Consider the following 14,126-nt stretch of genomic DNA (forward strand, 5'->3'; position numbering starts at 1 on the left):
CTCCCCCAATGGCGATATCCCCACGAAAGCCGTGCACGGGAGTTGCGACGCTTCGAAGAACGGCGCTCTTGATCCAGATCGACGGCACGCCTGGAGCACGAGCGCCATCGGATGCGGATATAACGGGCACATACAGGCAGGATGCCCTGATAGGCGAACCAGACCCGCCTAAAAAATCAGGGGGCCTCTGCCCCCGGCAAAAAGAACGTAACGGAAAAAACAGCCTCACATGATATTTTCGAGCCGCTGCTCCAGGAAATCGAGGCCTCTCTTGATATCTTCGATATTCTTCCCGCCGGTCAAGATGATCTTGCCGGAACTGAAGAGAAGGGCGACGATCTTCGGGTCCTCGATGCGGTAGACAAGCCCCGGGAACTGCTCGGGCTCATACTCGATGTTCTCGAGGTTGAGGGTGATGACCACCTTGTTCAGGTTGATGTACCTGCCCATGTCATACGAGCAGACCATGTTCGTGATCGCAACCTGCGGCACATCGTAGGTATCGACACCGGCGTCCCGCAGTGAGTTCATGATGATCTCCAGGCCCGGCCGGAGGTCGGATTTCTTCCTGATTCCGGTAAGCACCACTTTTCCTGAGGAGAATATCAGGGATGCGATCTTGGGGTTTTCGATGCGGTAGACCGCCCCGGGGAACCTCTTTGTATTCAATTCGCAGTTTTTTATTTTCTCAGATACACTTTCGAGGTCGATTGAGTCGGCAATCACCCCTGAGGCAACGATGTTCTCAATTTTCAGTGACTCGTATCCCTTCTCTGCCATCGATATGAGTATCATTTTTTGAACCATAATACTAATGGGTAATCTTTATGCCCATCCCGGATTCTGGGGCCCGCTTCAACTTCGTGAATGCTATAAACCATAAACGCGCAACGTTCTAGTGATCGCGTTATGGCTGATGAAGAACAAAAACCGCCGTCCTACGAGGACCTATGTGCCGGCTTCAAGATAGACGTCCCTGAATACTATAACTTCGGCTTCGACGTGATCGACGCGTGGGCGAAGAAGGACCGGAACAAACTGGCGATGATCTGGGTCGACCAGAAAGGAAACGAGAAGAAATACACCTTCTTCGACCTCATGCGCCTCTCGAACCAGGCCGTCAACATCTGCCTGAAGTACGGTATCAAGAAGGGCGACCGGGTGATGCTGATGCTTCCCCGGACGCCGGAATGGTGGATCTTCGTCATCGCGCTCATCAAGCTCGGCGCAGTCTACTGCCCCGCGACGACGATGCTGACCCCCAAGGACCTGGAGTACCGCATCCAGGCGGCCGAGATCAGGATGATCATCACCATGGCGGAGCACGCGGAGAAGGTCGAGGAGATCCGCGAGGAATGCCCCACGCTCGCCGTCCGGCTGATGATCGACGGCGTGCGGGACGGGTGGGTCAGCTACCCCGTCGAACTCGACTACCCCGCGCCCTGCTCGCACAAACTGGTGAACCTCCCGGGGATGCGCCGGACCCGGTCGACGGATCCGCTACTGATCTTCTTCACCTCCGGCACCACCGGCGAGCCGAAGATGGTGGTCCACGACCACTCCTACCCGCTCGGGCACCTCGTCACCGCGCAGCTGTGGCACGACCTGCACCCGAACGACCTCCATCTCACCCTCTCCGATACCGGGTGGGGGAAGAGCGCGTGGGGGAAACTCTTCGGTCAGTGGATCGTCGGCGCGTGCATCTTCGTCTACGACATCCGGGGCCGGTTCCATGCCACCGAGATCCTCCCGCTGCTGGAGAAGTACGGGGTCACGACGTTCTGCTGCCCCCCGACCATCTACCGGATGCTGATCCTGGCCGACCTCGATAAGTTCGACCTCGCGGACATGCGCCACTGCTGCAGCGCCGGCGAAGCCCTCAACCCCGAGGTGATCCGGGCATGGGAGGAGGGGACCGGGAAGACGATCTACGAGGGCTACGGCCAGACCGAGACGGTGCTCTGCATCGGGACGCTCCCCGGCATGAAGCCCAAGCCCGGCTCGATGGGAAGGCCGATGCCGGGCTGGCATATCGCGCTCCTCGACGACGATGGCAACCCGGTGGGCGTCGGGGAGGAGGGGCGGATCGCGATCAAGGTCGATCCCCGGCCGGTCGGGCTCTTTTCCGGTTACCTCAATAACAAAGAAGAGAACTGCAAGGTCTTCTCGAACGGGTTCTACTTCACCGGCGACAAGGCCTATATGGATGAAGACGGCTACTTCTGGTTCATCGGGCGCGACGACGACGTCATCAAATCCTCTGGCTACCGGATCGGGCCGTTCGAGGTCGAGAGCGCCCTCATGGAGCACCCGGCCGTGCAGGAAGCGGCGGTCGTCGGGTCGCCCGATGTGCTCCGCGGGCTGGTCGTCAAGGCCTTCATCGTCTTGAAGCCCGGGTACCGGCCCACGGAGTCGCTCGTGAAGGACATCCAGAAGCAGGTCAAGCGCGTGACGGCGCCGTACAAATACCCGCGCCTGATCGAGTTCGTGGAGTCGCTCCCGAAGACGATCTCCGGCAAGATCAGGCGGCACGAACTGCGCGAACTGGAGATGCGGCGGTTTATGGACAACAACTCCCACAACTCCCCCGAGACCGGAGGGTGCCGGGAGTAATTACCTTTATTTTGTTGGAGATGCTACAGTATTAGGCGCGAGGAACGCCGGGACACACCAACGGCGGGGGTTCGCCACAGAATCGCGCGAGAGTTGCCAAGCCAGGTCAAAGGCGCCAGGTTCAGGGCCTGGTCTCGTAGGAGTTCGCCGGTTCGAATCCGGCCTCTCGCATACGTTTTTTGAGTTGTTTGTATTCCGCCGGTTTCTCACCGCGGGTTCATCCTGACGGTATACTCCCCGGCGGTCTCGGAACTCTCCCCCGGGGGAGACTCAGGCCCTATTTATCCTCCTGTGCCAACCCTGAGTCATGGATACGCGCACCTTCACCGTAAAGCCAGTCGGTATCGTGCATGCCGAAAGCGAATCGTTCTTGATCGAGGTTGCCGGGCGGTTCCGGCCCGCGCTCCAGGGACTGGAGGGGTTCAGCCATATCGTCGTGCTCTGGTGGGGCGACCGGGTCGATATACCGGAGTGCCGGGGCGAGACGGTCTGCAAAAAACCGTATACAAAGGGCCCGGAGACGATCGGGGTCTTCGCCACCCGATCCCCCGTCCGGCCGAACCCGATCGCGCTCTCGGTCGTCCCGGTCATCGGTCTCGATACCACGGCGGGCACCATCAGGGTCGCGTATATCGATGCCGACGACGCGACGCCGGTGCTGGACATCAAACCCTACCTCCCGGCCACCGAACGGGTCAGGGATGCGGTTGTACCTGCCTGGTCGTCTCACTGGTCGCAGTGGTACGAAGAGAACGAGGGGTTCGACTGGGCGGCGGAGTTCACCTTCGAGAAGTGATACAGGGAATCGCGACCGGCAAAAAAAGCAGGGTTATTTGACCCTGCCGAACTCCTGGCTCACTTCCGCCGCGGAGTTGAAGGACTTGTCCTGGAACATCTCGAGGACCTGGATCACCGCGTCGGGTGCGTTCTTACCCCGTGCGTGGCTGATCAGGTCCTGCTTCCCGGCCGGGTAGTCCATGCCGCCGAGGTACTTCTGGAATGCGGATGCACTCAGTTCCTGGACGGAGGACGCCTGTGCTGCAGAGGCCATGCCGCCTTTGACTGAAGGTCTCTCTTCTGCCATAGTTCTCACCACCTTTTTACCTGCATCCCGCATCACGGGACACAGGGCTGCCCCATGGTCATGATCGAATAAAAAAGTTGCCGTCGTTAAATGCGAAAATGCCTGCAATTTATCGAGAGAGCATTTCGTGCAGGGGGTGGTGACGGCTGTGCCGGGCGGGCGGGCAGTTCGTCCTCTTGCGCAATCCCGGGGGAGAGGCGGCATCCCGGGGCCGGTCGCGTACGGCGGGACAACTACAGCGACAGCAGATACGGAACCGTCCATACCGACAATCAGAGATGAGGTTCGCAGGAACCCCGACTCTTCAAAAATGTGGGATATTCAGAGTACTGTTCTTGAGGGGTGTCTAATACCGCCTGAAGTCGCTTCGCGGTCTCGGGGGCCGAGCCTCGTCGATCTTCAGGGTGCGGCCTTCGAATACGGTGTCGTTCAGGGCTTCCTTTGCTGCCTCAGCCTCTTCGGGGCTGGACATCTCGACGAACCCGAACCCTTTGCGCTCGATGACTCTGACGTCACTTACCGTCCCATACTGGCTGAACAGTTCTTTCAGTTGCTCTTCATTTACCGAGTAGGTGAGGTTACCGACGTACAGCTTGTTGCTTTCCATTCAAAGATCCTCTTCACAGATGTACGCTCAAACCTTAATTATTCTTCGGACGAAAAACCGGAGAGCGGTTTGGGGTCATCGCTCCCGGCAGGTGGTCTCATCCGGTGCCGGGATCATGCGTTCCCGGTGCAGGTGCGGCGTCCCCAGGACCGGATCCCGGGGGGGATCTCGTTGAGCCGGAAGGTCGCCCGGCCCGCGGGATCGCGGTTCTGTGGATCTCCCCGGGGATAGATACTTTAATGGTGACCCGGGTCATTGATATACACTCCCAGGTACATATTTGGCGAGATCCGCCGCCGCCTGTTAGGGAGTTGATTAACTGACAAATACACGAGGAAGCCAGAACAACGAAGGCGAAGAGATCATTCGCGTACGATTGCCGAAGAAGAGAAACCGGGAGATATTCGCCCGGGCCGACCTGATGCTCGGGGCAAACCACATCCGCGTCCGCTGCGAGGATGGTGTCACGCGCACGGGAAGGATCAAGGGTAAGATCAAGAAGCGGCTCTGGATACGCGAAGGTGACCTCCTGATCGTCGTCCCCTGGAGTTTCCAGGACGAGAAGTGCGATATCGTCTACCGGTACATCAAGCCTCAGGTAGACTGGCTCAAGAAGCACAACTACCTCAGCCAGTAACCCTCTGCATTTTGCACGCGGGCTGAGGTATCGTCGCCTTCCGACAGGGCCCATACCTGATCGGGGGCGGACTTAATCCGGGTTTTTTCCTTCTCGGGAATCGTTAGCGATAGCGTTTGATATATCCGCTGCGGTATCGGTATGCACCAGCACGAACGTTCTGCTCACCGACGCTGTAACGCCCGCCGCTATCTGCATGGTGAGCATGATGAGGCGCAGGGCATCCTGGACCGTCCCCCCTTCCCACATCTCCCGGATGCACCGGTCAGCGACCCTCTTCGTGATATCGTTTCCGAGCACCACGAAGTTGCTTGCTCTCCCCTTCTGTATCACCCGCAGCCGCGAGTCGACGAGCTCGGCTATCGCGTAGTTCCCCTTCGCAGCGTAGAGCCTCCTGCAGCGGACGCTCGCCCCCTCCGTCTCGGTCACCTCGCCGACGAGCACCCCGTCCCGCTGCATGACCTTGGTTTTGTCGTCCCTGAGACGGATCGTCACCCCGATCGCGTCCGCCCGCTCCGTGAGGTCGTTGTCGGAGGAGATCGAACCGCTGTAGAGTTCGCGCTCCAACTCTTCAATGAGGAGTTCGTCCCCTCCGAATGCGATCTCCCGCATATCTCCCGCCATTACGGCGCCCTGTTCCCCGATGAAAGCAATCACAAGCGTCATACCATGGACCCGGAGCCTCCGGCACGGGGCGGGAGGCTGCAGTCACCCCAACTCCCCCATAACCGTATCAATCTGTCGATGCCACACCGGGTAGCCGTTTCATGCCGAAGGTCGCCTCCCGGCAGGATGCCGGGCGGGCCTGCGCGTGAAATAAAATTCATGGATTGCAGCATAGGGGTGAACAATCCTCATGTGTATGTATATACCGGAGTTCAAGGAAGCCGTGATTTTCAGGAATCCAGGATATTATGTTTAAAGTTGCATAAAAATGACTTAAATCGCGTAATGGTTATGTAGATCAATTAGAATCCGATATTCTAACCATTCATCAATTTTTGACAATAAATAACTTAATATAATAAAATAGGTAAATACTCTCTCATGGCTGAATCCTTCTCACAGGAGATCGGGGTGCTTCAGGACGGCCTCACCATCCAGATCCCGATGTTCTACAAACTTATGGCGAGCATGCTCACCGTTGCAGTCATCCCCATCTTCCTGCTCGGGATCGTCTCGGCGGGGGATGCCGGGAGCGTCATCGCCACGTTCGGTCTGCAGAACAGCATCATCATCATGACCGTGCTCACGGTCCTCGTGGTCTTCATGTGGAGTTTTTTCCTTGCAAAGAGCATCACGAACCCCGTCGAACAGCTCGCGAAGGCCGCGACCAGTGCAAGCCAGGGCGATCTCACAAACGTCGAGATCACGGTGACGAGCAACGACGAGATCGGCGAACTTGCAGTCGCGTTCAACCGCCTGATCAACTCCTACAGGATCCTCGACACCCTTGCCAGGGACGACGCTGAGTAGGAGAAACGGGTGGTGAAATTGGATGCGGTCGGGCAGGGTTGCGAATGACGGATGAATTGCCGGATGGAACGGCCATCGGGGAGATGCAGGCGCCGCTCCCGTGGATCTTCTCCCACACGACCCGTTTTTCCGGAGTGGTGCGGATCAGGATGCAGGACGGGGAGGGATTCATGCTGGTGCAGAAGGGGGAGCCTCTTGCCGCGCAGTTCATGCACCCGCTGAAATCCCTGAGCGGGGGGTCGGCGCTGAAGTACTTCGGCAGCCAGCCGATCCTCGACTTCGGCCTCTTCCGGTACGAGCCCCGGGAGATGCAGGAAGCTCTTACCGTATCTGCAGAGATGCAGGCCCTCCTGCAGCCCGAGATCGCGGAGAACGAGAGGCAGGAAGATAACGCGGCCGAAACCGCGGATCGTGAAGATGCTGTAGCCGCCGTTGCCTCTTGTGAAGAAGAATCCGACTCGTTCGGAGCGCTGCTCCGGCAACCCGGGGTGACCGCCGTTGCCTGTTTTGCCGATGGCCTCTGCACCTCATCGGTCGGGAAGATCGATGCCGACTATACCGTCGCCTTTGCCGAGGAACTGCTCCGGTGGGTGCGTCGCCTGCAACCGGCTGTGCCGTCGAACGGGGCACTCGTACAGATGACACTCTTTTACCGCGGTGGAAACATCGTTGTTGCTCCCTGTGGCGATGAGCATCTCTGCATCGTTACCCGACCGGAGGTACAACTCGGCCAGGTACGGCGGATGATCAGGGAGATCCAGGGCGGGGTATAAGCATACCCCGCAGAGAATCCCTGAAATGCCCATCCGTCCCGGTGGGTCTTCTCACTTGATCCAGCAGTATTTTGTTGTTTTAGCGGCAGAATAACCCTTTTATAAGAGTTGCCCCATTCACCCGCCCCTCGGGGAGAGAGACGGATGACGGCAGGGAAGAGCACGAGGGCGAGAGGGGCAGGACTCCCGTCTCACAATCCGGGAGCGTCCAATCGGCCACGCGGAAGAGGACAGAATCATGCACCGGGTGCAGGAGGCGTCCGATGACGCGGATGAGGAAACGGGGCCTTGCATCCGCAGACGAAGCGACCCGTCAACGGGTCGCAAGTGCCGGGGGCAGGGCGCCGCACGCCGAGCGGGGCCTCCAGGCTGCAAGCGCCGAGACCCGGCGGCGGGTCGCGAGCGCCGGAGGCCGGGCGCCGCACGAAGCACGAGGGCTTCAGGCCGCCGATGAAGAGACACGGAGGCGCGTTGCACGGACCGGCGGGAGATCCCCGCATGAAAAGCGCGGCTCCCGGAAAGGCACCCGCCCCGGGACCGGCAGGGAGTCCTCCCCATAGTCGCTCACGGGGAGGAGGGATCGTCTGCTCCCGTTCCCTGCACCCGCGGTCCCCAGGTCGGCAGTCGCCGGGATTCCGCCGCCGGGGTCCGGGCATATGCCGCCCCCGCGGCCGCCAGGAACGAGGGATAGTACCGGGTAGCGTACTCTTTCACCATCCGGCGGGACGAGAACCGGGGGGCGTTGCTCTTGATCGACTCTTTCATCATCTTCACCCAGCCGTGGGGGATATCGTCTATCGAGCGATCGTAGTAGAGCGGGACGACCTCCTTCTCCAGGAGATCATAGATCGCCGCCGCGTCGACGGTATTCCTCGCCTCACGGTCGGTCGCCGCTTCCCCGAACGCCCATCCGTTTCTGCCGTTGTAACCCTCAATCCACCACCCGTCCAGGATGGAGAGGTTCAACACCCCGTTGAGCGACGCCTTCATCCCGCTCGTCCCGCTCGCCTCCATCGGGGGCAGGGGGTTGTTCAGCCAGACGTCGACGCCGTGAACCAGGTACTGGGCCACCTGCTCGCCGTAGTCCTCGACGAACGCGATACGTCCCCCGAACTCGGGCTGCTGCGCGTAACGGTAGATCATCTGGAGCACGCGCTTGCCGTCGTTGTCGTTCGGGTGGGCCTTGCCGGCGAAGACGATCTGGACGGGGTACCAGGGGTTGTTCAGGATGCGCTTCAACCGGTCGAGGTCCTCAAAGATGAGGTGTGCCCGCTTGTAGGTCGAAAACCGCCGGGCAAACCCGATCGTCAGGACGGAGGGATTGAGGAACGCCCCTTCAGCCGCAGGGTTTGACGTCCCTCTGCTGTGTGTCGCCCATTTAATTCGCTCCCGCTCCCGGATCCGGTGGATGAGTTTCCCCTTCAGGTGGAGATGGACGTCCCAGAGTTCATCGTCCGGAACTTCATCGATGAGTTCCCAGACCGCCGGGTCGTCATGCTCCGAGAGCCAGTCGGGAGAGGTCGGCCCGATGTAGCGGTCGTAGAGGTCCTTGACCCGGTGGTTCAGCCAGGTCGGGAGATGGACGCCGTTGGTGACGTGGTCGATTGGCACCATCGTCTCGGGCATCTCCGGCCACAGGCAGTTCCACATCTGCCGGGTGACGGTCCCGTTCGCGCACGAAACCCCGTTGTGGTGCGCCGAAGCGCGCAGGGCGAACGCGGTCATGTTGAAGCCTGCGCCGGGGTTCTCGGGGTGGACACCGAGCTGCAGGAACCGGGTCCGGTCAATGCCGAGCGACGGGTAGTAAGTCCTGAAGTAACGGTCGATGAGGTCTACGGGGAATACGTCGTGGCCCGCCGGGACGGGCGTATGCGTGGTGAAGATCGATGTCGCCCGCACCTCGCGGAAAGCCTCCTCGAAGTCCATCCCCCCCTCGACCCGCTCCCGGATACGTTCGAGCAGCGCAAACGCCGGGTGGCCTTCGTTCAGGTGCACCGCCGAGTACTCGATGCCGAGGGTGTGAAGCACTTTTCTCCCGCCGATGCCGAGGACGATCTCCTGGCGGAGGCGCTGTTCCAGGTCTCCCGTGTAGAGCCGGGAGGATATGCCCCGGTTATGGGCGTCGTTGCAGGGGATATCCGTATCCAGGAGGTAGAGCGGCACCTTGCCGACCTGGACCTTCCAGACGCCGACATAGATGGGCGGGTCGATATGCGGGACCCGGACCACCAGGTCTTCGCCGGACGCATCGAGCACCCGGGTGATCGGCGCCGCGGTGCGGTCGACCGGTTCGGTAATCCCCTCCTGCCAGCCGTCGGGGTTGATGTGCTGGTGCAGGTAGCCCTGCGAGTACATGAACCCGACGGCAACCATCGGGAGACCGAGGTCGCTCGCCTCTTTCAGGTGGTCGCCGGCGAGGAATCCAAGCCCCCCCGCGTAGAAGGGAAGCGAGTGGTGGAGCCCGTATTCAGCCGAGAAATAGGCGATCGCAAGTCTCGGCTGGTCGGGGAACTCCTGTGAGAACCAGGTTCCATTGGCGGTCATGTAGCGTTTGAACCGGCGCATGACGATATCGTAGCGGTGAAGATAGGCGGGGTTCTCGGCCGCCCGGTTCAGGAACTCGACCGGTATCTCCCGGAGCATCCGGACCGGGTTATGGACGCTTGCCTTCCATGCCTGCTGGTTCACCTGCTTGAAGAGTATCCGGGCCTCTGCGTTCCAGCTCCACCAGAGGTTGTATGCGAGGTCGACGAGCCCGGAGATCCGTTCCGGAACGTGGGCAAACTGATCGTGTAGTGAATCCCCCATGAATTCTATCCCCTGTTGAATTGTGTAATCTCGGGTTTATTATTATATATGTTTACGGATTTTTTCAAACTATTGGAAAAATGAGAAAAACAGGACATTAAAAGCCTCTTGAGGAATATGGGAGCCGGAGAACTTAACCCGGTGCATCGTGTCTTCGCCCCCGGAGCAGGGTGGGTGGACGCTGCTCCGGGGTCGCAGGGGCCTCCTGCGCGGGTGCACCACTTTCGATCGCGGAGCCGGGCAGCTTCACCTCCTTCCGTATATCCCCGTCGCCTCGGTGAACTCCCGGAGGGCGTCCTCCCCCGCTTGATCCGGCCGGAGCCGCCACTCCCAGTTCCCCTCCGTCGTGCCCGGCCGGTTCATCCGCGCCTCCTCCCCGAGGCCGAGGATGTCCTGTATCGGGACGATGACGGTGCTGGCAGGGGAGAGCATCGCGAGACGGATGAGGATCCGGTGTACCTGGTCGGCGCCGACCCGCCCCCCGATGTAGCGGAAGAGCAGGTCCTTCTGGTCGTCGGAGGTCTCGTGCTCGAACCAGCCCCGGATGGTGTTGTTGTCGTGCGTCCCCGTGTAGGCGACACAGTCCCGTGTGATGTTATGCGGCGCGTGAGGGTTCTCTGCGACGTCGCCGGAGAAACCGAAGGTCAGGACCTTCATCCCCGCGAACCCGAAGTAGGCCATCATCTCGTGGACATCGGGGGTAATGTAGCCGAGGTCTTCGGCGATGATAGGGAGGCACGGCCTGCTCCGCACAAGCAGGGTGAAGAGATCCCGGCCGGGGGCATCGACCCAGCGCCCGTTCTCTGCGGTCTCATCCCCGGCAGGCACCTCCCAGTACTGCACGAACCCCCGGAAATGGTCGAGGCGCAGCCGGTCGACGAGGGCGAGGGTGCGTTCGATCCGGCTCTCCCACCACGCGAACCCCTGCTCCCGGTGCGCGTCCCAGTTGTAGACAGGGTTCCCCCAGAGTTGCCCGGTAGCGCTGAACGCATCCGGGGGCACGCCCGAGACGGCGGTCGGTTTCTTCTGCTCGTCGAGTTTGAAGAGACCCGGGTTCGCCCAGACGTCGACGCTGTCGTAGGTGAGGTAGATGGGGATGTCCCCGATGACCTGGAGGTGGCGTGCACGGCAGTGGACTTTCAGCGCCTGCCACTGGCGGTCGAAGACATACTGGAGAAACTTCTCCCGGAAGATCCGGTCGGCAAGTTCCGTGCCGTGTTTTTCGAGCGCCCCTTCGTGCCGGTCCCGGATCCCGGCCGGCCAATCGCTCCAGACTTTCCCGGAGAACCGCTCCTTGAGAGCGACGAAGATGGCGTAATCGTTGAGCCACGACGTGCTGCCGGCCGCAAAATCCTCGTAACGAAAATCGCCCTCATGTCCCTTGAACCGCTCGAACGCCCGATCGAAGAGGCCGTTCTTGTAGTCGAGAACCACACGATAGTCGACCCGGTCTATGGGAAATTCCGGTGGGTCTGCGATGTCTTCCGGGGCGAGGAAGCCGTCCGCGACCATCTGCTCGGGGCTGATGACCCAGGTGTTCCCCGCGAACGCCGAGGTGCCCTGGTAGGGTGAGTTGGCGAACTCCGGGCACGTCGGGTTGAGCGGGAGGATCTGCCAGTAGCGCTGCCCGGTAGTGCTGAGGAGGTCCGCGAACCGGTGCGCCGCGGGCCCGAGATCCCCGATCCCGTATGCCGACGGCAGCGACGTTATGTGCAGGAGAACCCCGCTGCTCCGCCTGTTCATCCCTGCCTCCCTCTCACTTCACCCACACGCCGAGGCATGCCGCCGCCCTCCTGAAGGCCTCTGTCCATCGTCCTGCACCCCCGTCACGGCGCTCCCGCACCACCGTGTAGTGCCCGCGCATCCCGACGCAGAGCTTCCGGCTCTCCTCAAGGGTGAGCGGCAGCGGAAATATCTTTGCGCACCCAAAGATGCGGGAGACCTCGTCAAGCGGGGCGGGGTCGTCCGGCCGGGCAGCCGCTGCCCGGAGCGCGAGCGTGATCCGCCTGCTCGCCGCCGCCCCGAGGGATGCAAGATCGGCCTCGATGACCTCTCGCCGCATCTCCTCCGCGAGCGCGAGCGATCGCTCCAGATCAGGGCACCCCTCCTCGATCATCGTGAGCAGTCGTTCGACGCGGACGTGCGCCAGAAGGCGGGCGGCGGCTCCCGGTGCGGGGATTCCGAGGTCGTCGAGCGCTTCGATCGTCGCCGCCGAGTCGCGATAGACCGCACAGACGGCCTCTCTGATACCGGGCGCGATCTCGCGGGCGATCCTCCACCGCTCCTCCTCAGAGAGGTCTCGCGCGGTGTAGACCCGGGAGAAGGTCCGGGGTATCGCCCCGGCCGGATCGGGGTTCTCCCACGCCGCCTGGAGCGCCTCCCCGCCGCCGTCCTCGCGCACGCCGATGACGACCCGGTCGATCCCGGAGAAGCACACGGCCGTATCGAAGAGCCCCTCCTCCCCCGTCGCCCGCGACCGCACCCGGACGGTCCCGAGGATGCGGCGCTCTTTGGCGTTCAAGCGGTACAGCCAGTCTCCATCAACGGCGTACATCCCCGACGCGGCCGCGGGGTGCTCGAGACCGAAGAGCGCGTAGAGCGCCGCACCGGCCGCTATCCGGGAGAGATCGACCGCTGCCGGCCGGACCAGGGCGTCATAGACCTCCGCTCCGGTCGCGTAGCGCGGATCGTTCACTGGAGCGCGGCGAAGGATCTCAATGAGCGTCGCCTCAAGATCGAGGTCGAGGGCCTGCCGGGCGAGATCCATAGCCCGCTTCGCGTGCCGCACCACCTGGACGCTCCCCGGCTCGGTGATGTCGTCGAAGAACCAGCCGCAGCTCGTCTGCATCAGCATCGCCTGCCGCTCCAGCTCAAGCAGGGCAAGCACCCGCCGCCGTCCTCCGGCATCGATGCCACCGGGCGCGTGCCGGGAGAAGAACGCCGTCACGGACTCATCCGACCACCGGCCGAGGAGGAGTTCGACGGCGTCGTCGCAGGCATCCGCCGGGTCGCGGACGAGAGCAGCAAGCGCCTCATCCAACCGGGGAGCGAGAGCGTCCCTGACCATCTCGATCGCCTCCCGGAGCGGGCGCCGCCACGCCTGCGACCACCCTGGCTCTCTCCCGGTATGGCACCCGCACTCCCCCCGCCACCGCTCGATGCCGTGAGCGCAGCTCCACGACGTCTCCAGGCGGACGAGCGCCTCGTGCGTGGGCGGGTGGGCGTCGAGGTACTCACCGTAGACCGTGAGGCTAACGCCGCGGTGCGCCTCGATGGCTTCGAGGCAGCGGGCGAGCGCCATCTCCCCGAACTTCCGGTGGTGGCCGTAGGTCTCGGCATCGGTTGCGATATGCACGAGTTCCGGCCGGTCTCTCTCCCGGGAGAACGCGCCCAGCAACCGCCCGGCGAACCGCTGCCCGTCGGAGAGCAGGTCGCCGAACGCGACGTCGCGGGCGATCGTCCCGTCGTAGAAGAAGACCGCGATCGACCGCCCGGAAGGGAGCCGGCAGAGGTAGGGCATCCTCGTCTCGACCCCCCCGCCGGAGACGTCCGTCCAGCCTTCTTCCCCGATCGCCCGCACGCCTGCGGCCTGGTGGGGTGCGAGGATGGTGAACCGGATCCCCGCCGCCGCCAGCGCCTCCAGGGATTCGGTATCGACCGCCGTCTCCGGGAGCCACATCCCCTCGGGCATCCTCCCGAACCTCGAAACAAAGTCGCGGACTCCCCAGGCGACCTGGGTCCGTTTGTCCCGCCGGGTCGAGATGGGCATGATGGTGTGGTTGTAGCAGCAGGCGATTGCAGAACCATGGCCTCCGTAGCGCTCCCGGCTCTCCCGGTCGCCGTCGAGGATCGCGCCGTAGACCTCCGGGCGGTGCCGCTCGAGCCAGGATAAAAGCGTCGGTGCGGCCGTGAAACTGATCCGTGCATAGTTGTTCAGGAGCTCCTCGATCAGCCCCTCGCCGTCGAGGATGCGTGCGGCGGTGTTCGGGGCGTAGCACTCTGCCGTCACTCGCTCGTTCCAGTCATGGTAGGGAGAGGCCGACCGCTGCACCTCAACCTCGCCGAGCCAGGGGTTCTCCCGCGGCGGTTGGTAGAAGTGGCCGTGGATGCAGACAGCGCGATCCATCG

General features: G+C 62.1%; 13 protein-coding genes and 1 tRNA gene. 7 read left to right on the plus strand and 7 right to left on the minus strand.

Annotated features, from left to right (window positions below; genetic code table 11):
• Window positions 1-225: 225 nt before the first annotated feature.
• On the minus strand, window positions 226-780 hold the full coding sequence (locus tag FKB36_RS09315) for a TATA-box-binding protein (protein WP_261597787.1): 555 nt from the start codon (window positions 778-780) through the stop codon (window positions 226-228).
• A gap of 129 nt (window positions 781-909) precedes the next feature.
• Between FKB36_RS09315 and FKB36_RS09320 the strand changes: the two genes are divergently transcribed.
• From FKB36_RS09320 to FKB36_RS09330, 3 genes are all read left to right on the plus strand, one after another.
• Window positions 910-2,613: an AMP-binding protein gene (locus FKB36_RS09320; RefSeq protein WP_261597788.1), complete on the plus strand. Its 1,704-nt coding sequence runs from the start codon at window positions 910-912 to the stop codon at window positions 2,611-2,613.
• A gap of 86 nt (window positions 2,614-2,699) precedes the next feature.
• Window positions 2,700-2,784: transfer RNA gene (locus FKB36_RS09325), tRNA-Leu, on the plus strand.
• Between the two features lie 136 nt (window positions 2,785-2,920).
• On the plus strand, window positions 2,921-3,409 hold the full coding sequence (locus tag FKB36_RS09330; protein ID WP_261597789.1) for an SAM-dependent methyltransferase: 489 nt from the start codon (window positions 2,921-2,923) through the stop codon (window positions 3,407-3,409).
• 33 nt (window positions 3,410-3,442) lie between these two features.
• On the opposite strand, the gene FKB36_RS09335 is transcribed toward FKB36_RS09330, so the two are convergent.
• Window positions 3,443-3,697 (minus strand): DUF2795 domain-containing protein, encoded by a 255-nt coding sequence (locus tag FKB36_RS09335; protein ID WP_261597790.1) that lies wholly within the window; start codon window positions 3,695-3,697, stop codon window positions 3,443-3,445.
• Between the two features lie 346 nt (window positions 3,698-4,043).
• Complete coding sequence (locus FKB36_RS09340) at window positions 4,044-4,304, minus strand: RNA recognition motif domain-containing protein (protein ID WP_261597791.1); 261 nt, start codon at window positions 4,302-4,304, stop codon at window positions 4,044-4,046.
• 319 nt (window positions 4,305-4,623) lie between these two features.
• Here FKB36_RS09340 and eif1A point away from each other — a divergent pair, with 319 nt between their 5' ends.
• Window positions 4,624-4,941 carry a translation initiation factor eIF-1A gene (eif1A, locus tag FKB36_RS09345; protein ID WP_261597918.1) on the plus strand — a complete coding sequence of 106 codons (318 nt, stop codon included), beginning with the start codon at window positions 4,624-4,626 and terminating at the stop codon, window positions 4,939-4,941.
• 72 nt (window positions 4,942-5,013) lie between these two features.
• Here eif1A and FKB36_RS09350 read toward each other — a convergent pair whose 3' ends face one another.
• Window positions 5,014-5,607 (minus strand): DUF2121 domain-containing protein, encoded by a 594-nt coding sequence (locus tag FKB36_RS09350; RefSeq protein ID WP_261597792.1) that lies wholly within the window; start codon window positions 5,605-5,607, stop codon window positions 5,014-5,016.
• Between the two features lie 381 nt (window positions 5,608-5,988).
• On the opposite strand from FKB36_RS09350, the gene FKB36_RS09355 reads away from it, so the two are divergent.
• The 3 genes from FKB36_RS09355 to FKB36_RS09365 all read left to right on the plus strand — a co-directional run bounded on the left by FKB36_RS09355 (window position 5,989) and on the right by FKB36_RS09365 (window position 7,750).
• The gene (locus FKB36_RS09355) at window positions 5,989-6,417 is read left to right on the plus strand and encodes a HAMP domain-containing protein (RefSeq protein WP_261597793.1); all 429 of its coding nucleotides are present in this window, start codon (window positions 5,989-5,991) and stop codon (window positions 6,415-6,417) included.
• Window positions 6,418-6,461: 44 nt separating this feature from the next.
• On the plus strand, window positions 6,462-7,190 hold the full coding sequence (locus FKB36_RS09360; protein WP_261597794.1) for a roadblock/LC7 domain-containing protein: 729 nt from the start codon (window positions 6,462-6,464) through the stop codon (window positions 7,188-7,190).
• Window positions 7,191-7,453: 263 nt separating this feature from the next.
• Complete coding sequence (locus FKB36_RS09365; RefSeq protein ID WP_261597795.1) at window positions 7,454-7,750, plus strand: hypothetical protein; 297 nt, start codon at window positions 7,454-7,456, stop codon at window positions 7,748-7,750.
• 4 nt (window positions 7,751-7,754) lie between these two features.
• Here the strand turns inward: FKB36_RS09365 and glgP are convergent, their stop codons facing one another.
• The 3 genes from glgP to FKB36_RS09380 form a co-directional block, all read right to left on the minus strand.
• Entirely contained in the window at window positions 7,755-9,998 is a 2,244-nt protein-coding gene (gene glgP / locus FKB36_RS09370; protein ID WP_261597796.1) for an alpha-glucan family phosphorylase, read from the minus strand.
• Window positions 9,999-10,244: 246 nt separating this feature from the next.
• Entirely contained in the window at window positions 10,245-11,741 is a 1,497-nt protein-coding gene (gene malQ, locus FKB36_RS09375) for a 4-alpha-glucanotransferase (protein ID WP_261597797.1), read from the minus strand.
• Between the two features lie 13 nt (window positions 11,742-11,754).
• Window positions 11,755-14,124: a DUF3536 domain-containing protein gene (locus FKB36_RS09380; protein ID WP_261597798.1), complete on the minus strand. Its 2,370-nt coding sequence runs from the start codon at window positions 14,122-14,124 to the stop codon at window positions 11,755-11,757.
• Between the last annotated feature and the right edge of the window lie 2 nt (window positions 14,125-14,126).

Origin of the sequence: Methanoculleus formosensis (genome assembly GCF_025384765.1) — an archaeon.
Classification (GTDB): domain Archaea; phylum Halobacteriota; class Methanomicrobia; order Methanomicrobiales; family Methanoculleaceae; genus Methanoculleus; species Methanoculleus formosensis.

Excerpts from the sequence above, each read along its gene's own strand:
- FKB36_RS09330 (WP_261597789.1), top strand. The coding sequence starts at position 2,921 with ATGGATACGCGCACCTTCACCGTAAAGCCAGTCGGTATCGTGCATGCC.
- FKB36_RS09365 (WP_261597795.1), top strand. The coding sequence starts at position 7,454 with ATGACGCGGATGAGGAAACGGGGCCTTGCATCCGCAGACGAAGCGACC.
- FKB36_RS09380 (WP_261597798.1), bottom strand. The coding sequence starts at position 14,124 with ATGGATCGCGCTGTCTGCATCCACGGCCACTTCTACCAACCGCCGCGG.
- FKB36_RS09315 (WP_261597787.1), bottom strand. The coding sequence starts at position 780 with ATGGCAGAGAAGGGATACGAGTCACTGAAAATTGAGAACATCGTTGCC.
- malQ (WP_261597797.1), bottom strand. The coding sequence starts at position 11,741 with ATGAACAGGCGGAGCAGCGGGGTTCTCCTGCACATAACGTCGCTGCCG.
- FKB36_RS09360 (WP_261597794.1), top strand. The coding sequence starts at position 6,462 with ATGACGGATGAATTGCCGGATGGAACGGCCATCGGGGAGATGCAGGCG.
- FKB36_RS09335 (WP_261597790.1), bottom strand. The coding sequence starts at position 3,697 with ATGGCAGAAGAGAGACCTTCAGTCAAAGGCGGCATGGCCTCTGCAGCA.
- FKB36_RS09350 (WP_261597792.1), bottom strand. The coding sequence starts at position 5,607 with ATGACGCTTGTGATTGCTTTCATCGGGGAACAGGGCGCCGTAATGGCG.
- glgP (WP_261597796.1), bottom strand. The coding sequence starts at position 9,998 with ATGGGGGATTCACTACACGATCAGTTTGCCCACGTTCCGGAACGGATC.
- FKB36_RS09355 (WP_261597793.1), top strand. The coding sequence starts at position 5,989 with ATGGCTGAATCCTTCTCACAGGAGATCGGGGTGCTTCAGGACGGCCTC.
- FKB36_RS09320 (WP_261597788.1), top strand. The coding sequence starts at position 910 with ATGGCTGATGAAGAACAAAAACCGCCGTCCTACGAGGACCTATGTGCC.
- FKB36_RS09340 (WP_261597791.1), bottom strand. The coding sequence starts at position 4,304 with ATGGAAAGCAACAAGCTGTACGTCGGTAACCTCACCTACTCGGTAAAT.